At 61.2% G+C, this 21966-nt stretch carries 19 protein-coding genes; 2 read left to right on the top strand and 17 right to left on the bottom strand.

The window, feature by feature from the left end; all coding sequences use genetic code 11:
• Nucleotides 1-10: 10 nt before the first annotated feature.
• From lpdA to sdhC, 7 genes are all read right to left on the bottom strand, one after another.
• The gene (gene lpdA, locus VXM67_RS18170; RefSeq protein ID WP_023381352.1) at nt 11-1447 is read right to left on the bottom strand and encodes a dihydrolipoyl dehydrogenase; all 1437 of its coding nucleotides are present in this window, start codon (nt 1445-1447) and stop codon (nt 11-13) included.
• A gap of 92 nt (nt 1448-1539) precedes the next feature.
• A complete protein-coding gene (gene odhB, locus VXM67_RS18175; RefSeq protein ID WP_027908202.1) occupies nt 1540-2766 on the bottom strand; it encodes a 2-oxoglutarate dehydrogenase complex dihydrolipoyllysine-residue succinyltransferase in 1227 nt (408 codons plus the stop codon).
• A 42-nt stretch (nt 2767-2808) separates the two neighbouring features.
• On the bottom strand, nt 2809-5640 hold the full coding sequence (locus VXM67_RS18180; RefSeq protein WP_023381354.1) for a 2-oxoglutarate dehydrogenase E1 component: 2832 nt from the start codon (nt 5638-5640) through the stop codon (nt 2809-2811).
• 244 nt (nt 5641-5884) lie between these two features.
• A complete protein-coding gene (locus tag VXM67_RS18185; protein ID WP_023381355.1) occupies nt 5885-6589 on the bottom strand; it encodes a succinate dehydrogenase iron-sulfur subunit in 705 nt (234 codons plus the stop codon).
• Between the two features lie 11 nt (nt 6590-6600).
• Nucleotides 6601-8373, bottom strand: coding sequence for a succinate dehydrogenase flavoprotein subunit (gene sdhA / locus VXM67_RS18190; RefSeq protein WP_023381356.1), 1773 nt, complete (start codon nt 8371-8373; stop codon nt 6601-6603).
• 3 nt (nt 8374-8376) lie between these two features.
• Nucleotides 8377-8745 carry a succinate dehydrogenase, hydrophobic membrane anchor protein gene (gene sdhD, locus VXM67_RS18195; protein WP_023381357.1) on the bottom strand — a complete coding sequence of 123 codons (369 nt, stop codon included), beginning with the start codon at nt 8743-8745 and terminating at the stop codon, nt 8377-8379.
• Nucleotides 8739-9125: a succinate dehydrogenase, cytochrome b556 subunit gene (gene sdhC / locus VXM67_RS18200; RefSeq protein WP_077068487.1), complete on the bottom strand. Its 387-nt coding sequence runs from the start codon at nt 9123-9125 to the stop codon at nt 8739-8741. Before sdhC ends, sdhD begins: the two co-directional genes overlap by 7 nt.
• A 352-nt stretch (nt 9126-9477) precedes the next feature.
• Between sdhC and gltA the strand changes: the two genes are divergently transcribed.
• The gene (gene gltA, locus VXM67_RS18205; RefSeq protein ID WP_023381359.1) at nt 9478-10767 is read left to right on the top strand and encodes a citrate synthase; all 1290 of its coding nucleotides are present in this window, start codon (nt 9478-9480) and stop codon (nt 10765-10767) included.
• Between the two features lie 89 nt (nt 10768-10856).
• Here the strand turns inward: gltA and VXM67_RS18210 are convergent, their stop codons facing one another.
• From VXM67_RS18210 to VXM67_RS18250, 9 genes are all read right to left on the bottom strand, one after another.
• Nucleotides 10857-11462, bottom strand: coding sequence for an START domain-containing protein (locus tag VXM67_RS18210; protein ID WP_023381360.1), 606 nt, complete (start codon nt 11460-11462; stop codon nt 10857-10859).
• A 33-nt stretch (nt 11463-11495) separates the two neighbouring features.
• Entirely contained in the window at nt 11496-11750 is a 255-nt protein-coding gene (locus VXM67_RS18215; protein ID WP_023381361.1) for a YkgJ family cysteine cluster protein, read from the bottom strand.
• A gap of 132 nt (nt 11751-11882) precedes the next feature.
• Nucleotides 11883-12362, bottom strand: a complete 480-nt coding sequence (locus tag VXM67_RS18220; RefSeq protein WP_023381362.1) for a hypothetical protein — start codon at nt 12360-12362, stop codon at nt 11883-11885.
• A 61-nt stretch (nt 12363-12423) separates the two neighbouring features.
• Complete coding sequence (locus tag VXM67_RS18225; protein WP_023381363.1) at nt 12424-13866, bottom strand: PLP-dependent aminotransferase family protein; 1443 nt, start codon at nt 13864-13866, stop codon at nt 12424-12426.
• 193 nt (nt 13867-14059) lie between these two features.
• A complete protein-coding gene (locus VXM67_RS18230) occupies nt 14060-14872 on the bottom strand; it encodes an OmpA family protein (RefSeq protein ID WP_023381364.1) in 813 nt (270 codons plus the stop codon).
• Nucleotides 14869-15222, bottom strand: coding sequence for a DUF4398 domain-containing protein (locus VXM67_RS18235; protein WP_367237258.1), 354 nt, complete (start codon nt 15220-15222; stop codon nt 14869-14871). Before VXM67_RS18235 ends, VXM67_RS18230 begins: the two co-directional genes overlap by 4 nt.
• 9 nt (nt 15223-15231) lie before the next feature.
• The gene (locus VXM67_RS18240) at nt 15232-16053 is read right to left on the bottom strand and encodes an ABC transporter substrate-binding protein (RefSeq protein WP_027908203.1); all 822 of its coding nucleotides are present in this window, start codon (nt 16051-16053) and stop codon (nt 15232-15234) included.
• A gap of 153 nt (nt 16054-16206) precedes the next feature.
• The gene (locus VXM67_RS18245; protein ID WP_023381367.1) at nt 16207-17136 is read right to left on the bottom strand and encodes an FAD-binding protein; all 930 of its coding nucleotides are present in this window, start codon (nt 17134-17136) and stop codon (nt 16207-16209) included.
• Nucleotides 17137-17886 carry an electron transfer flavoprotein subunit beta/FixA family protein gene (locus VXM67_RS18250; protein WP_023381368.1) on the bottom strand — a complete coding sequence of 250 codons (750 nt, stop codon included), beginning with the start codon at nt 17884-17886 and terminating at the stop codon, nt 17137-17139.
• A gap of 539 nt (nt 17887-18425) precedes the next feature.
• Between VXM67_RS18250 and VXM67_RS18255 the strand changes: the two genes are divergently transcribed.
• Nucleotides 18426-20108 carry an electron transfer flavoprotein-ubiquinone oxidoreductase gene (locus VXM67_RS18255; protein WP_081669754.1) on the top strand — a complete coding sequence of 561 codons (1683 nt, stop codon included), beginning with the start codon at nt 18426-18428 and terminating at the stop codon, nt 20106-20108.
• A 73-nt stretch (nt 20109-20181) separates the two neighbouring features.
• On the opposite strand, the gene VXM67_RS18260 is transcribed toward VXM67_RS18255, so the two are convergent.
• On the bottom strand, nt 20182-21843 hold the full coding sequence (locus VXM67_RS18260) for a hypothetical protein (protein WP_367237259.1): 1662 nt from the start codon (nt 21841-21843) through the stop codon (nt 20182-20184).
• Nucleotides 21844-21966 lie beyond the last annotated feature (123 nt).

The raw sequence follows: 21966 nt of genomic DNA on the forward strand, positions 1-21966 counted from the left end.
TTTCTTATAATTAACGCTTCTTACGGTTGGCCACGTGAATGGCGCCGCCATTCACTGCCAGCGCTGCTTCATGCAGCGCTTCGGACAGGGTCGGATGGCTGAAGACCATCATGCCCAGATCCTCGGCACTGGTGCCGAATTCCATCGCGATTGCGCCCTGCTGTACCAGTTCGGCAGCCGATGGGCCAATCACGTGCACGCCCAGGACGCGGTCGGTCTTGGCATCGGCGATGACCTTGACGAAACCACCGGTGTCGTTGGCTGCCATTGCACGGCCGCTGGCCGCGAACGGGAAGGTGCCTACGTTAACCTCAACACCCTCGGCCTTCAAGGCTTGTTCGGTCTTGCCGACCCAAGCGATTTCCGGGTGGGTGTAGATGACCGATGGAATCAGGTCGTAATTCATCTGGGCTTTGTGGCCCTTGATGCGCTCGACGACCATGATGCCCTCTTCCGAGGCCTTGTGTGCCAGCATCATGCCGCGCACCACGTCACCGATGGCATAGACGCCAGGAACGCTGGTGGCGCAGTAGTCGTCGACGAAGATGTAGCCACGCTCGTCGATGTTCACACCGCAGTCAGCCGACAGCAGGTCGGTGGTCACAGGACGACGGCCGACCGCGACGATCAGCTTGTCGAAGGTGATCTTCTGCTCGCCGTTGGCGTCGGTGTAGGTCACTTCGACTTCGTTGCCGTTGACTTTCGAGCCGGTGACGCGAGCGCCCAGCTTGATGTCCAGGCCTTGCTTGGTCAGGGTCTTCTGGGCTTCTTTCGAGACGGCGGTGTCGGCAGCCATCAGGAAGGTGTCCAGAGCTTCCAGGACGGTGACTTCAGCGCCCAGACGAGCCCAGACCGAACCCAGTTCCAGACCGATGACACCGGCGCCGATCACGCCCAGGCGCTTAGGCACAGCTTGGAATTCCAGGGCGCCGGTGGAGTCGACGATGACGTTCTGGTCGACCGGAGCCGGCGGAATGTCGATCGGACGCGAGCCAGAGGCCAGGATCACGTTTTCGGCTTCGATGACTTCGGTGGTGCCGTCAGCCTTGGTGACTTCGACTTTCTTGCCAGCCAGCAGCTTGCCGTGGCCCTGGATCGAAGTGACGCCATTGGCCTTGAACAGCGTGGCAACGCCACCGGTCAGGTTCTTGACGATGCCAGCCTTGCGGCCAACCATCGCGGCGACGTCCATCTTCACTTCACCCGTGGAGATACCGTGGACGTTGAAGCTCTCTTTGGCTTCCTTGTATTTCCAGGAGCTGTCCAGCAGCGCCTTGGAAGGAATGCAACCTACGTTCAGGCAGGTGCCGCCCAGGGCCAGCTTGCCCTCGGCGTCGGTGTACTTCTCGATACAGGCAGTCTTCAGACCAAGTTGTGCGGCCTTGATGGCAGCCACATAGCCGCCAGGACCTGCACCAATTACCACTACGTCAAATTTCTGGGTCATAAAAGATTCCTTATCAGCTACAAGCTACAAGCCGCGAACCGCGCGGCCCTGCTTCTCTCGAAGCCGGGGCCGAACGGTAAGCAGCCAGAGGGTTAGATGTCCAGCAGCAGGCGAGACGGATCTTCCAGCAGGTTCTTGATGGTCACCAGGAAGGTGACCGCTTCCTTGCCGTCGATCAGGCGGTGATCGTAGGACAGTGCCAGGTACATCATCGGGCGAATGACCACTTGGCCGTTGATGGCCATCGGACGCTGGATGATGTTGTGCATGCCGAGAATCGCGGCCTGCGGCGGGTTGACGATCGGGGTCGACATCATCGAGCCGAAAGTACCACCGTTGGTGATGGTGAAGGTGCCGCCGGTCATCTCTTCGATGGCCAGCTTGCCGTCACGGGCTTTCTTGCCGAAGGTGGCGATGCCGTTCTCGATTTCAGCCAGGCTCATCGACTCGGCGTTACGCAGGACCGGAACCACCAGACCACGGTCGCTGGAGACGGCAACGCCGACGTCAGCATAGCCGTGGTAGACGATGTCGTTGCCGTCGATCGAGGCGTTGACGGCCGGGAAGCGCTTCAGGGCCTCGGTGGCAGCCTTGACGAAGAAGGACATGAAGCCCAGGCGCACGCCGTTGTGGGTCTTCTCGAACAGGTCCTTGTACTTCGAACGCAGGGCCATGACTTCGGTCATGTCGACTTCGTTGAAGGTGGTCAGCATGGCCATGCTCGACTGGGCTTCGACCAGACGCTCGGCGATCTTGGCACGCAGGCGGGTCATCGGTACACGCTTCTCGGTGCGGTCGCCAGCAGCGACGACGACCGGAGCAGCGGCAGCGGCAGCCGGCTTGGCAGCCGGAGCAGCGGCAGGAGCCGACTTCTTGTTGGCAACTGCGGCAACTACGTCTTCCTTGGTGATGCGACCGCCTTTGCCGGTGCCGGCAACGGTAGCCAGGTCGATGCCGTTCTCTTCAGCCAGCTTGCGTGCGGCAGGTGCGGCGACCGGGTCGTCTTCACCCGCATCGGCTGCAGCGGCGGCAGGGGCAGCGGCGGCGGCCGGAGCAGCAGCCGGAGCGGCGGCGGCAGCGCCACCTTCAACGATCGAACCCAGCACTTCGTCGGACAGGACGGTGTCGCCCTCGCCCTTGACGATGGCACCCAGCACGCCGTCGGCGGTGGCCAGGACTTCCAGGACCACCTTGTCGGTTTCGATGTCGACGATCAGCTCGTCACGCTTGACGGCGTCGCCCGGCTGCTTGTGCCAGGTAGCAACGGTGCCGTCGGCGACCGATTCCGGGAAGGTTGGGGCTTTGATCTCGATAGCCATTATCAGTGTTTCCTTAAATTCGGTTTCGTGTGCGCGATGGCGTTAGACAGTGAAGGCGTCTTGCAGCAGTTTTTCCTGCTGTTCGGCGTGCTTCGATGCGTAACCACAAGCGGGTGCGGCGGAAGCGTCGCGACCTGCGTATTCCAGAACCAGTGCCTTGTTGTGGCGGCCCAGGATACGGCGCATGTGGTGCTGGCTGCTGTACCAGGCGCCCTGGTTCATCGGTTCTTCCTGGCACCAGACCGCATGCTTGAGGTTGGTGTACGGCGCCAGGATTTCCACCAGGTCATCCTCAGGGAACGGATACAGCTGCTCGATACGCACGATGGCGATGTCTTCGCGGCCTTCGGCACGGCGTTTTTCCAGCAGGTCGTAGTAAACCTTGCCACCGCACAGAATCAGGCGCTCGACCTTGGCCGGATCGAGGTTGTCGATTTCCGGGATCACGGTCTGGAACGAGCCTTCGGCCAGGTCTTCCAAGGTCGACACGGCCAGCTTGTGGCGCAGCAGCGACTTCGGTGTCAGCACGATCAGCGGCTTGCGCAGCGGACGAATGACCTGACGACGCAGCAGGTGGTAGATCTGGGCTGGAGTGGTCGGTACGCAAACCTGGATGTTGTGCTCGGCGCACAGCTGCAGGTAACGCTCCAGACGCGCGGAGGAGTGCTCCGGGCCCTGCCCTTCATAGCCGTGTGGCAGCAGCATGGTCAGACCGCACAGACGGCCCCACTTGTGCTCGCCACTGGTGATGAACTGGTCGATCACCACTTGCGCACCGTTGGCGAAGTCACCGAACTGGGCTTCCCAGATCACCAACGCGTTCGGCGTGGTGGTCGAGTAGCCGTATTCGAAGGCCAGAACGGCTTCTTCCGAAAGGAAGGAGTCGTACAGCTCGAACTTCGGCTGGCCTGGGAACAGGTTCTTCAGCGGTACGTAGGTGCTGGCGTCCTTCTGGTTGTGCAGCACTGCATGGCGGTGCGAGAAGGTGCCACGGCCGATGTCCTGGCCGGTCATACGGATTGGGTGACCTTCGAACTGCAGGGTGGCGTACGCCATGGTCTCTGCGTAACCCCAGTTGATCGGCAAGCCACCGGCCTGCATCTTCTGGCGATCTTCGTAGATCTTCGCTACCTGACGCTGAACCACGAAGCCTTCCGGCAGCTCCAGCAACTTGGCCGACAGCTCCTGCAGGGTCTTGAGGTCGAAGCGGGTGTCGTGACGCGCGGTCCAGGCGTGGCCCAGGTACGGACGCCAGTCGACGAACAGCTCGCGGTTCGGCTCCTTGACCAGGCTCTTGACCACGTGCAGACCGTTGTCCAGGGCGTTGCGGTACTCGTCGACCTTGGCCTGAGCGCGCTCGGCGTCGATGCGACCAGCCTGAATCAGGGCATCCGCATACAGCTCACGAGTGGTGCGCTGCTTGCTGATCTGCTGATACATCAGCGGCTGGGTACCGTTCGGCTCGTCGGCCTCGTTGTGGCCGCGACGACGGTAGCAGACCAGGTCGATGACCACGTCACGCTTGAACTGCATGCGGTAGTCGATGGCCAGCTGGGTCACGAACAGCACGGCTTCCGGATCGTCACCGTTCACGTGCAGGATCGGCGCCTGGATCATCTTGGCGACGTCGGTGGCGTACTCGGTGGAACGCGAGTCCAGCGGGTTGCTGATGGTGAAACCGACCTGGTTGTTGATCACGATGTGCACGGTACCGCCGGTCTTGAAACCGCGGGTCTGCGACATCTGGAAGGTTTCCATGACCACGCCCTGACCGGCGAACGCAGCGTCGCCGTGGATCGAGATCGGCAGAACCTTGTCGCCCACGGTGTCGTTACGACGGTCCTGACGGGCGCGCACCGAACCTTCCACCACTGGCGAGACGATTTCCAGGTGGGACGGGTTGAACGCCATGGCCAGGTGAACTTCGCCACCGGGGGTCATCACGTTGGAGGAGAAGCCCTGGTGATACTTCACGTCACCGGAGCCCAGCTCGTTCATCTTCTTGCCTTCGAACTCGTCGAACAACTCGCGCGGGTTCTTGCCGAAGGTGTTCACCAGGACGTTCAGACGGCCACGGTGGGCCATGCCGATCACAACTTCCTTGGTGCCGTAGGAGCCGGAACGCTGGATCATTTCGTCCAGCATCGGGATCAGGCTTTCACCACCTTCGAGGCCGAAACGCTTGGTGCCCGGGTACTTGGTGCCCAGGTACTTCTCAAGGCCTTCACCGGCGGTCACGCGCTCGAGCAGGTGAGCCTGCACGTCGGCGGAGAATTCCGGACGACCGCGGACGCTTTCCAGGCGCTGCTGGAACCAGCTGCGCTGCTCGGAATCGACGATGTGGGTGAACTCGGCGCCAATGGTGCGACAATATGTCTTCTGGAGCGCCTCGAAAATTTCACGTAGGCTCGCTTCCTCTTTGCCGATGAACAGGTCGCCGGCACGGAAGGTCGTATCAAGATCGGCATTGGTCAAGCCGTAGTGATTGATCGACAGGTCTACGGGCGCAGGGCGCTGCCACAACCCCAAGGGGTCGAGCTTGGCAGCCTGATGGCCGCGCATACGATAGGCCTGGATCAGTCGCAGAACTTCAACCTGCTTCTTCTCGTGTTCACTGCTCACGCTCCCGGCGGACACCGGTTGGGCGCGGCGCTGGTTCTTTGCCAGCAGTACGAAATGGTCGCGGATTGTCGAGTGCGATACATCAGTAGCGGTGCTGCCGTCGGCGGGCAACTTCTGGAAGTAAGTGCGCCACTCTTCTGGCACAGCGTTAGGGTCGTGCAGGTAGAGCTCATAAAGCTCTTCCACATATGCAGCGTTACCACCTGAAAGGTGGGCGCTTTCCCACATGCGCTGCATCACGCTTTCTTGCATGCTTGGTCACCCTCGGTTAGGGGACTGATCGGCGAGAGCCACAGCAAACCTGGAAAAGTCCGAACACAGCGACTGAACCACGCCACCTGGATCCTGCTGATTTTCCGGGTACCAGCCCGGAAGCCCCTGCTGGTCTCATATCTTCATAGGTAATGAGCGCGGGCTTTTTGAGCCCTTGCTCGGGTTTTACCTCAGTGCGGGCTCACCACCCGCACCTCGGCTTACTGCAGGTACAACGTTTGGATCAGGTGCCGCTTTGCAGCAGCATGTTACGTACGTGACCGATCGCCTTGGTTGGGTTCAGACCCTTCGGGCAAACGTTTACGCAGTTCATGATCCCGCGGCAGCGGAATACGCTGAACGGGTCATCCAGGGACGCCAGGCGCTCCTGAGTCTTGGTGTCACGGCTGTCAGCCAGGAAGCGATAGGCCTGCAGCAAAGCGGCGGGACCCAGGAACTTGTCCGGGTTCCACCAGAACGAAGGACAGGAGGTCGAGCAGCACGCGCACAGGATGCACTCGTACAGACCGTCCAGCTTGTCACGCTCTTCCGGCGACTGCAGACGCTCGATGGCCGGAGCCGGAGTATCGTTCTGCAGGAACGGTTTCACCTTCTCGTACTGCTTGTAGAAGATGCTCATATCGACGACCAGGTCACGGATAACCGGCAGGCCTGGCAGCGGACGCAGAACCAGCTTGTTACCTTTTACGACAGAGGACAGCGGCGTGATGCACGCCAGGCCGTTCTTGCCGTTGATGTTCATGCCGTCGGAACCGCAAACGCCTTCACGGCAGGAGCGACGATAGGAGAAACCTTCGTCCTGCTCCTTGATCAGTGCCAGTACGTCCAGGACCATCAGATCCTTGCCACCGGTGTCGACCTGGAAGGTCTGCATCTTCGGTGCCGAATCGGTGTCCGGGTTGTAACGATAAACTTCAACTTGCAACATGGCGGCCACCCTTAGTAAGTCCGGACTTTTGGTTCGAAGGCCGGTACGGTCTTCGGCGCGAAGTTGACTGCACGCTTGGCAACGCGCTTCTCACCCGGGTAGTACAGGGTGTGGCACAGCCAGTTCTCGTCGTCACGGTCTTCGAAGTCTTCACGGGCGTGAGCGCCGCGGGACTCTTTACGGGCTTCGGCCGCGATGGCGGTAGCTTCAGCAACTTCCAGCAGGTTCTGCAGCTCCAGCGCTTCGATACGCGCGGTGTTGAAGGCCTGGGACTTGTCATTGATCTTGACGTTGGCGATGCGGTCACGCAGACCGGCCAGCTGCTCGATACCCTTCTGCATGTATTCGCCAGTACGGAACACACCGAAGTAGTTCTGCATGCAGCTCTGCAGCTCGCGCTTGAGGCTGGCGACGTCTTCACCGGTGGTGCGCTCGTTCAGCTTGCTCAGGCGGTTCAGTGCAACATCGACGTCGGTGTCGCTGGCATCGCGGTACTCGACACCTTCGGTCAGCGCCTTCTCCAGGTGCAGACCGGCAGCGCGGCCGAATACCACCAGGTCGAGCAGCGAGTTGCCGCCCAGACGGTTGGCACCGTGAACCGATACGCACGCCACTTCACCTACGGCGAACAGACCTGGGATGATCTGGTCGTTGCCTTCGGCATCCATGGTGATGGCCTGGCCGTGGATGTTGGTGGCGATGCCGCCCATCATGTAGTGGCAGGTCGGGATGACCGGTACCGGCGCGACCACAGGGTCGACGTGGGCGAAGGTCTTGGACAGTTCGCAGATACCTGGCAGGCGGCTGTGCAGCACCTCCTCGCCCAGGTGGTCCAGCTTCAGCAGTACGTGGTCCTTGTTCGGGCCCACGCCATTGCCGGCGATGATTTCCTTGACCATGGAACGGGCGACCACGTCGCGGCCAGCCAGGTCTTTGGCGTTCGGCGCATAACGCTCCATGAAGCGTTCGCCGTGGGCGTTGATCAGGTAACCACCCTCACCGCGGCAACCCTCGGTGACCAGTACACCGGCACCGGCGATGCCGGTCGGGTGGAACTGCCACATTTCGATGTCCTGCACCGGCACGCCAGCACGCAGAGCCATGCCCACGCCGTCACCGGTATTGATCAGGGCATTGGTGGTGGAGGCATAGATACGGCCTGCACCGCCAGTGGCCAGTACGGTGGCCTTGGACTTGATGTACAGGGTTTCGCCGGTTTCGATGCAGATCGCGATCACACCCACGAACGCGCCGTCTTGGTTCTTCACCAGGTCAACGGCGTAGTATTCGTTGAGGAAGGTGGTACCGGCTTTCAGGTTGCCCTGGTACAGGGTGTGCAGCAGCGCGTGACCGGTACGGTCGGAAGCGGCGCAGGTACGGGCAGCCTGGCCACCCTTGCCGAAGTCCTTGGACTGGCCACCGAACGGACGCTGGTAGATACGGCCGGTTTCGGTACGCGAGAACGGCAGACCCATGTGGTCCAGCTCGAAGACCGCAGCCGGGCCTTCCTGACACATGTATTCGATAGCGTCCTGGTCACCGATGTAGTCGGAGCCCTTGACGGTATCGTACATGTGCCAGCGCCAGTCGTCGTTCGGGTCGGCCGAAGCGATCGCGCAGGTGATGCCACCCTGGGCGGAAACGGTGTGCGAACGGGTCGGGAACACCTTGGTGACCACGGCAGTCTTGTGACCGCCTTGCGCCAGCTGCAGCGCTGCGCGCATGCCGGCACCGCCGCCACCGATGATGATGGCGTCGAAGGAAATAGTAGGAATGCTAGCCATGGATCAGATACCCCAGAGAATCTGCACACCCCAGACGAAGTAAGCGAACATCGCAACGCCGCATACCGCCTGGAACAGGAAACGAATCGCAGTCGCCGACTTGCCGAACGACATCGGCGTCAGGTAGTCGGTGGCGATGGTCCACATGCCGACCCAGGCGTGAGCGCCCAGGGCAACGAGAGCCAGCAGACTGAAGATCCGCATCGCGTTGTTGGAGAACAGACCGTGCCACTGGGCATAGTCCATGCCTGGGTGAACAACGATGTACCCGATCAGGAACAGGAAGTAAGCCGCGAGAACGACCGCCGAGACGCGCTGCGCCATCCAGTCATAGAGGCCCGAACGCGACAGGTTCGTGACATTGGTTACCATACCCAAACTCCCACCAGAACGATCACCACCACGGAGATGACAATCACGATTTTCGAGCCCAGCTTGCCGCCTTCCAGCGTCTCACCGATGCCCATGTCCATGATCAGGTGGCGTACGCCTGCCACCAGGTGATACAGCAGGGCGGACAGCAGGGCCCAGGTCACCAGTTTGGCCAGCGGGCTGGTCAGACACGCCTTCACCTCGCCGAAGCCTTCCTCCGAACCCAGCGACTTGCCCAATGCATAAAGCATGATGGCAAGGCCCAGGAACAGGATGACGCCGGAGATACGGTGCAGAATGGACGTGTACGCGGTGATTGGGAGCTTGATGGTCCTTAGGTCTAGGTTTACAGGTCGTTGGCTTTTCACGGCTTTTTTCACACTGAAGAGCCCCTAGCGAATCAGGGCAAAGTTGTTGGTAAGTGTACTGGTCAGGTACCCACCACCCAGGGAACGGCGACCCCCAGCAAATCAGGCTTGCAAGCCCTTGGCGGTCGGGTGCCGAGTATAGACAGTTAGGCTGCTTATGACAACGTGACGGGGTAGCCCAAATAGCGCATTGCCTTTAGCGAGCAAAAGGCGTAAATGGGCGAGAATTTCGAGAAAAATCAGGCCTCAGAGCCGCTTTCAACCAGCCTTTAGGCAAATTGACATTCGAATTTATCCCTCTATAGTGGTGCGGGCCCTGCGTGGGGGGTCTGTCTGATGATTTCAAGCATTAATAGGAGGCCACATGGCTGACAAAAAAGCGCAGTTGGTCATCGAGGGCGCTGCCCCCGTCGAGCTGCCCATTTTAACCGGCACCGTTGGTCCTGATGTAATCGACGTCCGCGGGTTGGGGGCCACTGGTCACTTCACCTTCGACCCTGGTTTCATGGCGACTGCCTCGTGCGAGTCGAAGATCACCTACATCGATGGCGACAAGGGCGTGCTGCTGCACCGCGGCTACCCGATCGAACAGCTCGCCGAGAAATCCGACTACCTGGAAACCTGCTACCTGCTGCTCAACGGCGAATTGCCCAACGCCGAGCAGAAGGCCCAGTTCGTCAGCACCGTCAAGAACCACACCATGGTTCACGAGCAGCTGAAGTCCTTCTTCAACGGCTTCCGTCGCGACGCTCACCCGATGGCAGTGATGTGCGGCGTGGTTGGCGCCCTGTCGGCGTTCTATCACGACTCGCTGGACATCAATAACCCGCAACACCGCGAAATTTCCGCGGTGCGCCTGGTCGCCAAGATGCCGACCCTGGCCGCGATGGTTTACAAGTACTCCATGGGCCAGCCCATGATGTACCCACGCAACGACCTGTCGTACGCAGAAAACTTCCTGCACATGATGTTCAACACCCCGTGCGAGATCAAACCGATCAGCCCGGTGCTGGCCAAGGCAATGGACCGGATCTTCATCCTCCACGCCGACCATGAGCAGAACGCTTCCACTTCCACCGTCCGTCTGGCCGGCTCTTCCGGCGCCAACCCGTTCGCCTGTATCGCCGCCGGCATTGCCGCGCTGTGGGGCCCGGCGCACGGCGGTGCCAACGAAGCCGTACTGACCATGCTCGATGAAATTGGCGATGTTTCGAACATCGACAAGTACATCGCCAAGGCCAAGGACAAGAACGATCCGTTCAAGCTGATGGGCTTCGGTCACCGCGTCTACAAGAACCGCGACCCGCGCGCCACCGTGATGAAGCAGACCTGCGACGAAGTGCTGAGCGAACTCGGCATCAAGAACGACCCGCAGCTGGAACTGGCCATGCGCCTGGAAGAGATCGCCCTGACCGATCCGTACTTCATCGAGCGCTCGCTGTACCCGAACGTCGACTTCTACTCGGGTATCATCCTGAAGGCGATCGGCATTCCGACCAGCATGTTCACCGTGATCTTCGCCCTGGCACGTACCGTTGGCTGGATCTCGCACTGGAAGGAAATGCTCTCCAGCCCGTACAAGATCGGCCGTCCGCGCCAGCTGTACACCGGCCACGAGAAGCGCGACATCGTCGACCTGAAAGACCGCAAGTAAGCCCCCTGGCCGAACGCAAAAAGGCTGCCCTCGGGCAGCCTTTTTCATTGCAGATCCTGCGACCACCTCACAGAGGCGGCACCAAAGCCTCAGTGCTTCTCAGCCCGCTCGCGCAAGTTCTTCAGCGTATTGAACGGCGCCTCCACCACGAACTTGTTGGCCACCATTGCAGGCACACTACCACCCGGCTCAGTGTGCACCTGGTAGGTCACTTCTGTGCTGTCTCCCTTGGGCACCAGCTTCCAGAAGCCCTCGACCTTCGCCACCCGCACGAAGCCCTTCTCCTCGGGCACGTAGGTCGGCTCTCCCACCAGTTTGCGCACCACACTGCCATCAGCCTCCTTGGCGGTGGTCACATGCAGCACCGAATCGCGCGGCGTCACCGGCCAGGGAGTATTGAACTGGGTGTAGGTCCAGATCTCGCCACCTTCCTGCTTGAGCAGCTTCTGCAACTTGCACTCATGCACCCAGGCACAGGCGCCTACCACATCTTCCTGCAGCGCCTGCACCTTCGCCAACGGCGCCTTGATCAGGGTCACGCCACGATAGGCCTTGTACTTGGAGCCTGCCACTTCGCTCAGGGACACCTTGATCCCCTCCTCGTCCTTGGCCACCTGCCAGTCTTCAGCCCAGGCAACCGGCGCCAACAGAACACTCACGCCACACAGCAGTGCAATACGCTTCAATGATCTCATCATGCTTATCCTTGTTGTCGAAGATCCCGCTTGTCACGCCGCCGTCATCTGCTCCAGCCAGCCCAGAATCCTGATCGCTTCGTCACGACTCTGCCCACATACCTCGGGTTCTGCCCGGAAGCCACCGCAAACTGCCGGACGCTCGGGCTTGCCGAACAGGTCGCAGAGATTTTCCGTGGTCAGGTGCAGGCAGCGCTCGCCTGCCGGCTTGCCTTCAGGCATGCGCGGCATCGGCGAACTGATGGATGGCGCGATGCAGCAGGCACCGCAACCCTCACGGCAATTCATGGCTATTCACCGACATCAGGACTCCCTGGAACAAAACGGGACGAACGTCCCTGGATAGTAACCGCTCAAACAGACGTTTGAAATTGCTGGCCGGATGAAATCTGCGATGACCCGGCAGTCAGTTACACGAAGCTACTGACGAAACTCGAAGTCGATCGCCGCCCCTTCTACATCGCGGCGGCTGTCGTTGCGCAACTGAAGCTGCATTTCGTTGTTGATCAGCCGACCATTGAGCTGGAAAGGGCTGTCATCGTCCTGGGGCTTCTCGCTGAACATTGCTGGCAGCAAAGGTTTGCGCCTGACCGGCGCCTTGCCGACATCCGGCTCGAGGTTCTTGACCATGTCGGCAGGCAAACTCAAGTCCAGCTTGGTCTCCGGCAGCGGCTGGCGAACCGCTTTGCTGATCGGTTTGTGAGCCGATCTGGCCTTGGACTTGGCCTGCGCTTCGCGCTTGACGGCAGGCTTGGCCGACTTGTTCGCCACCGGCTTGTGACTGACCTTGCCCTTCACCGCCGGCGCCTGACTTGCCGGCTGTGCAGCCTCGACCCCACCGACAGGCAGAAAAAGCGGCAGAACGCACAACGACAGGGCAAAGCAGCGCAACAGTTTCATGGATTCGACAGGCAGGCCGGAAAGGTGCGTATGCTCTCTGTTCCGCGGGCGCCTGACAAGCCTACAAAAGCGCGCTCGTCGTCTCCCTGCACAATTGCTGGGCCAACAACCCGAGCGTGATCACCGCCCGCTCGGCCTCCTTGTTCCAAGGAATGCCGCAATTGAGCCGGATACAGTGGTTGAACTGCTCGGTATTACTGAAGATAAGGCCTGGCGCGATACTGATGCCCTGCTCCAGCGCTCGCACATGCAACTCCTGGGTATTGACCCGCCCCGGCAAGCTCACCCACAGAATGAAGCCGCCTGTCGGACGGGTCATCTGGGTGCCTTCGGGGAAGTGCTGCTGCACCGCCAGTTGGTAGGCACTGAGGTTCTTGCGATACTCCTGGCGGATATAGCGCAGGTGCCTGTCGTACCCGCCGTTTTCGAGGTAGGCCGCCACACCCATCTGGGTCACGCTGCAGGCCGAGTGCGTGGTGAAGGTTTGCAGGCGCTGGATCTCGTCCTGATAACGCCCCGCCACCATCCAGCCAACCCGCACACCCGGCGACAGCGTCTTGGAGAAACTCGAACAGTAGATGACCCGATCAAGCCTATCGAATGCCTTGAGCGCCTTGGTTCGCCCCTGCTCGAACATGAGTTCGCCATAGATGTCATCTTCGACGATCTGGATGTCGAAATCGGATGCCAGGCGCAGGAGCTGTTTCTGCCGCTCCTCGGGCACCGTTCCGCCCAGGGGATTGCTCAAGCGTGCGGTCAGCACCAAGGCCTTGATCGACCATTGGTTGGCCGCCAGTTGCAGCGCCTCGAGGCTGATGCCAGTCGAGGGGTCGCTGGGAATTTCGATGACCTTCAACCCCAGCAGGTCCGCCAGCTGCAACAGACCATAGTAGGTCGGCGACTCGGCCGCGATCAGGTCGCCAGGCCGCGTCAGTACCCGCAGCGACATCTGCAGCGCATCCACGCAACCATGGGTGACGATGATCTCGCGCGGGTCGACCAGCACACCGGCATCACGCATGCGAATGGCGATCTGCCGACGCAGCGGCTCGAACCCTGGGCTGAACATGTAGCTGAACGCCCGGGGACTGTGGAAGCGGGTGACCTTGGCGATCTGCTGATGCAGGGCCCGAACCGGCAGGTAGTCGACATGGGGCACCGCTGCCCCGAAGGGGAACACGCCATCACGACGCGCCTCGGTCAGCACCTGCTGGATGATACTGGCACGGGTAACCAGCCCCGGACGCTCGACCCGTGCAATGTCTGGGGTCTGCGCCGTCAGTGCGGGGGTCTGGTGGACATAGTAGCCCGACTGCGGCCGGGCACGAATCAGGCCCTGGTCTTCGAGATTGGCATAAGCCTGCAGCACCGTGGCGTGACTGACGTTGAGCTGGGCGCTCATCTTGCGCACGGACGGCACGCGCTCACCCGGTTGATAGACACCGCGACGGATGTCATCGGCCAGTTGCTGGGCGATACGCTGATACAGCAGCAGGTTGGTCATGGCGATATCTCGACGCTCGGACGGGCTCGTTGTTCTTATGCTGCAATCTGGCAGCAGAGCATACCGTAACAGTTGCCAAGTGTACTGGGACAGATTGCAGAATAGCCAACATTACTGCGGCGTGACAGTGCCCCTGATCGCCGGCAAGCCGCCCCCACATGAGGGTCGACGTGCCAGCGATCAGATCAAAGGGTCAACGGGCGGGTGCCAACTTGCCTTTGTCATCGGAGAACACGATCTCGACGCGGCGGTTCTGCGCCCTACCCCGCTCCGACGCGTTAGCCTCGATCGGATACTGGTCGCCGTAGCCCAGCACTTCGAGGCGCTTCTCGTCGATGCCCAGATCGACCAGCATGTCGGCCACCGCCTGGGCACGATCGCGTGACAGCTTGAGATTGTCTTCAGGCGCTCCGGTGCTGTCGGTGTAACCTTCGATGCGCACCACGCGCCGCGGGTTCAGCTGCAGGAACTGGACCAGCTTGAGCACCGTGCGGCTGGCGGAGTTCTTCAGGTCGGCACGGCCGGTATCGAACAGCACGTCACCCAACGTCATCACCAGGCCACGGTCGGCCTGCTCGGACGCCATTGCGGCAATCTGCGCCTCGACCCACTTGCCCTGCTGCTGAACGCTGGCGAGTTTGGCTTCGCGCAGGGCCAACTGAAGGCGCTGACGCTCCAGGTCGAGCTTGGCGATGCGCTCCTGGTTCAGTGCAAGCTTGGTGTGCTCGCGGGCGATTTCGCTATAGCGCTGGCTCAGGTAAGCGTAGTGACGCACATCGGCACCGGTGCCGATGTAGCTGGACAGCCGTTCGGCGCGGGCCAACGATTCACCGGCTCGGATCACGTCACGCGGTGCACTGCGCAGCACGTCGGAGTCATCCTTGACCTTCTGGAATGCCGAACTGGCTTCATCCAGCGCAACCTCGCTGCGATGGCTGGCACAACCTTGCAAGCCAGCAGACAACGCCAGCACCATCAGGACGGACACGGGCTTGAGGCGCATCATGGCTGCACCTCCAACTGCCTGCGCAGGCGCTTGACGCGCGACTGCAAGCGTTCGAGTTGCTCATCGCTTTTCTGGTTCAGCACCCGCGCCTCGGCCAAACGCGCATCCAGCTCGGATTGTTCGGCGCGCATGCGTGCATCGCGATAATCCTCGGTCAGCATGTTGGTCTTGGCGCGAGCCAACTTGTCTTCGGCCATCTTGAACTCTGGCACCTGCTCGGTAGCGCCAACGGCCTTGGCCTGCTCCAGCGCTTGCTCGGACAGACGCATCTGCTCATTGGGCGCCGGATCGTTGGCGCAGCCGGCCAAGCCAAGCATGGCCAGGGCAAGGATCAGTGGTTGGGTTCTCACGCAATCTTCCTACTGTTTGGGGGCATCCAGCGGCGCCTGCATCTGTACCTTCCAGCGCTCGACATTACGCTGTAGCACGGCCTCGGACGCACCGGAGATCGGCAATTCTGTCAGTTTTTTCGCTAATTGCCCACGCAGCCACGCGTCATTGCAGGCCGAGTTGTGAGACACGGCCAGATACAGCCCCGGGCGGTCCACCGGCAGCCCGCGTGCGATCAGGTCATTGCTCATGCCCAGGCTCTGGGCCATGGCCATTCCCGCGTAGCGACCCGCCAGCACATAGTCCACCTGCCCCAGCACCAACTTCTGGAATGCCTGGGTCAGGTTCTGCGCGGGCAGCAGCTTCAGTTGCGCCTTGGCGAAGGCTTCGAAGGCCGGCGTAAGCCGCGCCCGCTCCGACAGACCACCCTGGTACTGGGCAAGGTCGGCCGGGCCGTCAAACACCAGGCTGGCATCATGGCGGGTCCAGACCAGGTACTCATTGAGCTGCAAAGGGGGGTGGATGTAGTCGAGCGCTGTCAGCTGGCCGACCTGCATCGGCGTGTCGAGCAACAGGTCCATCCGGCCACTGCGCACCTCCTCCAGAGCCTGGTCGCGCTTGCCGGCATACAGCACCTCGAGTTTCACGCCGAGTTCGCTGGCCACCTGGCGCAACAGGTCGACGTTGGCACCGATCAGGTGTTCAGGGTCCTTTGGGTCCTGCCAGGAATACGGCGGCGCATCAGGGCTGCCGGTCGCCACCAGGCGCTCGCACTTGCCTGCCGCCATCGCCATCGGCGACAGCATCGCAACCATGCATGCCAGTATCGCGCGCGCTCCGCGAAGCCTCATCCTCTCTCCTTGCCTTGTTCTTGAGGGCCCACTTGCCCGCACCACCGGCACGCACCTCCTGCAGGCGCCGGCCGGCGATAAGCCCGCAACGGGCATGAAAAAGCCCGACCCCCTCAACGAGGGCCGGGCTTCTTTATAAGTGAAGCAGCCGGATCAGACCAGCTTTTCCAGCTCTGGTACCGCTTCGAACAGGTCAGCGACCAGGCCGTAGTCGGCCACCTGGAAGATCGGCGCTTCTTCATCCTTGTTGATCGCAACGATCACCTTGGAGTCTTTCATACCGGCCAGGTGCTGGATGGCACCGGAGATACCGACGGCGATGTACAGCTGCGGCGCGACGATCTTGCCGGTCTGGCCGACCTGCATGTCGTTCGGCACGAAGCCTGCGTCGACCGCGGCGCGCGAAGCACCGACAGCGGCGCCAAGCTTGTCGGCCAGGGCGTACAGGTGCTTGAAGTTGTCACCGTTGCCCATGCCACGGCCGCCGGATACGACGATCTTGGCAGCGGTTAGCTCTGGACGATCGGACTTGGCCAGCTCTTCGCCGACGAAGGCCGAGATACCGGCATTGTGAGCAGCCCCCACCGCCTCAACGGCAGCCGAGCCGCCTTCGGCGGCGACGGCGTCGAAGCCGGTGGTACGCACGGTGATGACTTTTACAGCAGCGCTCGATTGCACGGTGGCAATGGCGTTACCGGCGTAGATCGGACGCTTGAAGGTGTCGGCGGACTCGACCGAGATGATCTCGGAGATCTGGTCGACGTCCAGCAGCGCGGCAACGCGCGGCAGGATGTTCTTGCCGTTGGTGGTGGCTGGGGCCAGCACGTGGCTATAGCCTTTGGCCAGCTCGACGATCAGCGGCGCGACGTTCTCCGGCAGGACGTGGGCGTAGGCTGCGTTGTCAGCAACCAGCACCTTGGCCACGCCAGCGATCTTGGCGGCAGACTCGGCAACGCCACCGACATTCTGGCCAGCGACCAGTACGTGGATATCGCCACCGATCTTGGCGGCTGCGGCGACAGTGTTCAGGGTGGCCGGGGCTACGGCACCGTTTTCGTATTCAGCGACAACCAGGATAGTCATTTAGATTACCTTCGCTTCGTTCTTCAGCTTCTCGACCAGTTCGGCCACCGATTTGACCTTGATACCCGCGCTGCGGGCAGCAGGCGCTTCGACCTTCAGGGTCTTGTTGGTGGAGGCGATGGAGACGCCCAGCGCGTCTGGAGTAACGGTCTCCAGCGGCTTCTTCTTGGCCTTCATGATGTTCGGCAGCGACGCGTAACGTGGCTCGTTCAGGCGCAGGTCGGTGGTGACGATCGCCGGCAGGTTCAACGCGACGGTCTGCAGGCCGCCGTCGATTTCGCGGGTGACGTTCAGCTTGTCGCCAGCCACTTCCACCTTGGAGGCGAAGGTGCCCTGCGCGAAACCGGTCAGCGCGGCCAGCATCTGGCCGGTCTGGTTGTTGTCACTGTCGATGGCCTGTTTGCCGAGAATGACCAGCTGTGGCTGCTCTTTGTCGACAACGGCTTTCAGTGCCTTGGCCACGGCCAAGGAGTTCAGTTCGTCAGCTGCTTCGACCAGGATGGCACGGTCGGCACCCAGGGCCAGGGCGGTACGCAGTTGCTCCTGAGCAGTGCTCGGGCCGACGGAGACGACGACGATCTCGCTCGCAACGCCCTTTTCTTTCAGGCGCACGGCTTCTTCCACGGCGATTTCGCAGAAGGGGTTCATGGACATCTTGACGTTTGCAAGGTCGACGCCGGAGTTGTCCGCTTTGACGCGAACCTTGACGTTGTAGTCGACCACTCGTTTGACAGCTACAAGAACCTTCATGGATTCCTCGTTACTCTCCGGTGAATAGAATGTCGCCTGGGGCTTGCCCGGCGATTGCGCGTGGGTACAAGGGCACCTCTAAAAACGTTCCGGCTCGAGCGAACTTCACAGTGACCAATCAGTCCTGTTCAGACTGTTTCGGCAAAACCCGCGGGTCATTTTCTGTCGTGGCGTGTAGACTCCACTACAAAACGGGTTTCGGCCCGAAAACCTTGCTCTACGCCTGGCCTTTAGGGGTGCACCTGCGCCCGACGGTCAGCCTACGGCGAGCGTAAAACCGCTCGTATCTTGACCGTAACACCCAATCCGGTCAATACGGCAAATCGGCCACCCTCAAGCCGCGTTCCTGTGATTTTACTGGCCTGCGGCAAATTCAAACAAACGTTTGTATTGGACCCGCCAAGTGGTGTAGATATAATGCGCGGCCAAGACAAAACGGTGTAGTTCGTCATTCACGCGGCTACAGGGCTACAGACACCTGAACAGCCTCCCGTGACCACCCCCGCACCCAATAAGACAAAGCAACAGCACGAGCCTTGATGAGTAGGAGAGTACCAGTGGAACGCGAATACATGGAATTCGACGTGGTCATCGTCGGCGCCGGCCCGGCGGGCCTGTCCGCCGCCTGCCGCCTGAAGCAGAAGGCCGCCGAAGCCGGTAGCGAGATCAGCGTCTGCGTGGTCGAGAAAGGCTCCGAAGTCGGCGCCCACATCCTCTCCGGCGCGGTCTTCGAACCCCGCGCCCTGAACGAGCTGTTCCCCGACTGGAAAGCACTCGGCGCGCCACTGAACACCGAAGTGAAGCGTGACGATATCTATGTGCTCAAAGATGCCGGCAGCTCGACCAAGGTCCCTGACCTGTTCGTGCCTAAAACCATGCACAACCAGGGCAACTACATCATCTCCCTGGGCAACCTGTGCCGCTGGCTGGCCCAGCAGGCAGAGAACCTGGGCGTGGAAATCTACCCAGGCTTCGCCGCACAGGAAGCGCTGTTCGACGAAAACGGTGTGGTACGCGGCATCATCACTGGCGACCTGGGCGTCGACCGCGAAGGCAACCCCAAGGACGGCCTGTACACCCCAGGCATGGAACTGCGCGCCAAGTACACCCTGTTCGCCGAAGGTTGCCGCGGCCATATCGGCAAGCAGCTGATCAAGCGCTTCGACCTGGACAGCGAGTCCGACGTGCAGCATTACGGCATCGGCTTGAAGGAAATCTGGGAAATCGACCCCGCCAAGCACGAGCAGGGCCTGGTGGTGCACACCGCCGGCTGGCCGCTGGACGTGATGAGCAAGGACAACACCGGCGGCTCGTTCCTCTATCACCTGGAAAACAACCAGGTGGTGGTCGGCCTGATCGTCGACCTGTCCTACGCCAACCCGTACCTCTCGCCGTTCGATGAGTTCCAGCGCCTGAAGCATCACCCGGTGATGAGCCAATATCTCGAAGGCGGCAAACGCATCAGCTACGGCGCCCGCGCCATCTGCAAAGGCGGCTTCAACTCGCTGCCCAAGATGGTGTTCAACGGTGGCGCGCTGATCGGCTGCGACCTGGGCACCCTGAACTTCGCCAAGATCAAGGGCAGCCACACCGCCATGAAGTCGGGCATGCTCGCTGCTGAGGCAGTTGCCGACGCACTGATCGCCGGCAGTGAAGGCGGTGACCAGCTCAACGGTTATGTCAGCGCCTTCAAAGCCAGCTGGCTCTACGAAGAGCTGTTCGCCAGCCGCAACTTCGGCCCGGCCATGCACAAGTTCGGGCCGATCCTGGGCGCGGCGTTCAACTATGTCGATCAGAACTGGTTCGGCGGCAAGCTGCCGTTCACCCTGCACGACACCAAGCCGGACTACGCCTGCCTCAAGCTCGCCGCCGATTCGCAGAAGATCGACTATCCGAAACCCGACGGCAAGCTCAGCTTCGACAAGCTCAGCTCGGTATTCCTCTCCAGCACCAACCATGAAGAGGAGCAACCTTGCCACCTGAAGCTGACCGATCCGAACGTACCGATCGCCAACAACCTGCCACTGTACGACGAACCGGCGCAGCGCTACTGCCCGGCCGGCGTATACGAAGTGGTCACCCAGGAAGACGGCAACAAGCGCTTCCAGATCAACGCGCAGAACTGCGTGCACTGCAAGACCTGCGACATCAAGGACCCGGCCCAGAACATCACTTGGGTCACGCCTGAAGGCGCTGGCGGGCCGAACTACCCGAACATGTAAGCCCTGCCCCCGAGGCAGGAAAAAGCCCCCTGGCCGCGTGGCCCGGGGGCTTTTTCGTTGTGCCCGGAGGCAATCATTCCGCCTGCTTGCCGCTGTGGAACGCGACCGTCGTCCGCGTGGTATCCAGCCCCAATTGGGCAAGTCGCTCGCGCACATGGGCGAGGCATGCACCGCCATCCGGCACATAGTGCCCCGACGCATCGTTGATCATTCCCAGGATATCGTGGACCGCCACGCCCGCCCCCATGCGGACGATCGTCATTTCACCCGCGCATACCACGGGGGCGCCCATACCCAGCTGGCTGTGAGTGATGTAATGAGCCCGAGGCGCCGCCTTGTCCCAGCGCTTTACGATAATGCTCCCCTGTGGCGTGTACACCCAGGTGTAGGAGTCGTTTGCCGTGTTGGGCTCAAGATAAACAGGACGCTGGCCGACCAGCTCGAACCCCAGCACCCTACCGTCCTGCTCACCGATCAACTGGCAAACTCCTTCGATGTTCGAGACGTCGTAGCTGCGCCAGTACAGCCAGTCGCTCAGCAGGGGTCGCCAAGTGACCGGGTACGTACGCCCGGTAAAATCCAGCGGTGTCTCCTTGCCCTTCAAGCGCCAGTCCAACCAGTTCACGACGCCCTTCCAACTCGCCCCTCTCGCCGGCAGCAGCCAAGGGCTTTCGGCAACCAGTAGCCGGTTGGACAGTTCATCGTTGACCACCAGATCCAGAGATTGCATGCGCCACGCAGGCCCGTACCCTTCGCCGCTCACTTGGTACAGCTCGACACTGTGGAGCTCATCGGCAACCAGCTGACGCCCCGCGAACATGCTCGACAGATCGACATCGACCTGAAGCAATGAGCCACGATCGAAGTTGCGTGCCAGCAATTGCCGGTGCGCGCTGCCGTTGACGGAAAAATACACAGCATCACTGGTCCCGGACCTCAAGTCATTGGAGACCTGCACATGAATGGCCAGCGTGCTGATACGCAACGCGCTGCCCCTGTTACGCCTCGTCTGCCCCGGCATTTGCACCTGCCATAGCCCCTCTGGTGACTCTGCCACGTGTGCCTGAAGCCATACATCGCCATTGCCGGGGTCGGCGCACAAAGCGCGTTTCTCTTCGCCATAGAACAACACGCCTCGGGCGGACAAGTGCCAGCGGTCTCCGTCCTGCGCGGCAGGTTTGCAGCGCACGCCCAGGCCCAGTACCTGTTGGGTGGCAACATGGGTCAGCTCGCCATCCTGATACATCCACTGCATCGCCAGCGGATCGGGCAAGGCGGCAACGCGAACCCCTGACTCGTCCGCCATCAGAAAATCGCGCCCATTGCGCAGACAGAAAGGAATGCCAACCGGCATTCCTTCCAGTGAGGTCTCACGGCCTACTCTGCCATCGAGTCCGTCGAGCAGAAGATGCGAGATCTCGACCTTGCGCGCTTTCTCATCGACCAGCACCCAGGCAACACCGCTTGGCGCCGCTTGAATGTCCATGACATGCCGAAAATGAGGCAACGGATGCACGCCGGTCAGTTGCTCCCCGTCACCGTAGACAACCAGCCAGGCAGCGTCGTGATGCTCGTTGTCGTCGAACACGCAGCCAAGGCTGTTGTTGCCCCAGGTGATTACGGGCGTAACGGCTTGCTCGAAGTCGCCATCAGGCCCCGGGGCATCATGGTGCGTTCCTGAAAAGAGCATGGTCGCCGGAATGGGCGGCAGCTGACGGCGCGTCAGCCATTTCACATGAAATCCGTACATGGCGCCTGTTTCCTGAAATGTGGATGCGGGAGCAATCTACATTCATGTACAGTCGCCTTCTGTGCGCCTTGTAGCCTTGATTTGCGTGAACCGTTGGCACCGGCTGTA

Origin of the sequence: Pseudomonas sp. Rh2, assembly GCF_040762985.1 — a bacterium.
GTDB lineage: Bacteria > Pseudomonadota > Gammaproteobacteria > Pseudomonadales > Pseudomonadaceae > Aquipseudomonas > Aquipseudomonas taiwanensis.

What these genes read in the sequence shown, in the direction of transcription:
- VXM67_RS18240 (WP_027908203.1), bottom strand. Translation starts at nt 16,053, where the DNA reads ATGAGGCTTCGCGGAGCGCGCGCGATACTGGCATGCATGGTTGCGATG.
- VXM67_RS18185 (WP_023381355.1), bottom strand. Translation starts at nt 6,589, where the DNA reads ATGTTGCAAGTTGAAGTTTATCGTTACAACCCGGACACCGATTCGGCA.
- VXM67_RS18180 (WP_023381354.1), bottom strand. Translation starts at nt 5,640, where the DNA reads ATGCAAGAAAGCGTGATGCAGCGCATGTGGGAAAGCGCCCACCTTTCA.
- sdhD (WP_023381357.1), bottom strand. Translation starts at nt 8,745, where the DNA reads ATGGTAACCAATGTCACGAACCTGTCGCGTTCGGGCCTCTATGACTGG.
- VXM67_RS18225 (WP_023381363.1), bottom strand. Translation starts at nt 13,866, where the DNA reads ATGACCAACCTGCTGCTGTATCAGCGTATCGCCCAGCAACTGGCCGAT.
- gltA (WP_023381359.1), top strand. Translation starts at nt 9,478, where the DNA reads ATGGCTGACAAAAAAGCGCAGTTGGTCATCGAGGGCGCTGCCCCCGTC.
- VXM67_RS18210 (WP_023381360.1), bottom strand. Translation starts at nt 11,462, where the DNA reads ATGAGATCATTGAAGCGTATTGCACTGCTGTGTGGCGTGAGTGTTCTG.
- VXM67_RS18255 (WP_081669754.1), top strand. Translation starts at nt 18,426, where the DNA reads ATGAGTAGGAGAGTACCAGTGGAACGCGAATACATGGAATTCGACGTG.
- odhB (WP_027908202.1), bottom strand. Translation starts at nt 2,766, where the DNA reads ATGGCTATCGAGATCAAAGCCCCAACCTTCCCGGAATCGGTCGCCGAC.
- lpdA (WP_023381352.1), bottom strand. Translation starts at nt 1,447, where the DNA reads ATGACCCAGAAATTTGACGTAGTGGTAATTGGTGCAGGTCCTGGCGGC.
- sdhA (WP_023381356.1), bottom strand. Translation starts at nt 8,373, where the DNA reads ATGGCTAGCATTCCTACTATTTCCTTCGACGCCATCATCATCGGTGGC.
- VXM67_RS18245 (WP_023381367.1), bottom strand. Translation starts at nt 17,136, where the DNA reads ATGACTATCCTGGTTGTCGCTGAATACGAAAACGGTGCCGTAGCCCCG.
- VXM67_RS18215 (WP_023381361.1), bottom strand. Translation starts at nt 11,750, where the DNA reads ATGAATTGCCGTGAGGGTTGCGGTGCCTGCTGCATCGCGCCATCCATC.
- VXM67_RS18250 (WP_023381368.1), bottom strand. Translation starts at nt 17,886, where the DNA reads ATGAAGGTTCTTGTAGCTGTCAAACGAGTGGTCGACTACAACGTCAAG.
- VXM67_RS18230 (WP_023381364.1), bottom strand. Translation starts at nt 14,872, where the DNA reads ATGATGCGCCTCAAGCCCGTGTCCGTCCTGATGGTGCTGGCGTTGTCT.
- VXM67_RS18220 (WP_023381362.1), bottom strand. Translation starts at nt 12,362, where the DNA reads ATGAAACTGTTGCGCTGCTTTGCCCTGTCGTTGTGCGTTCTGCCGCTT.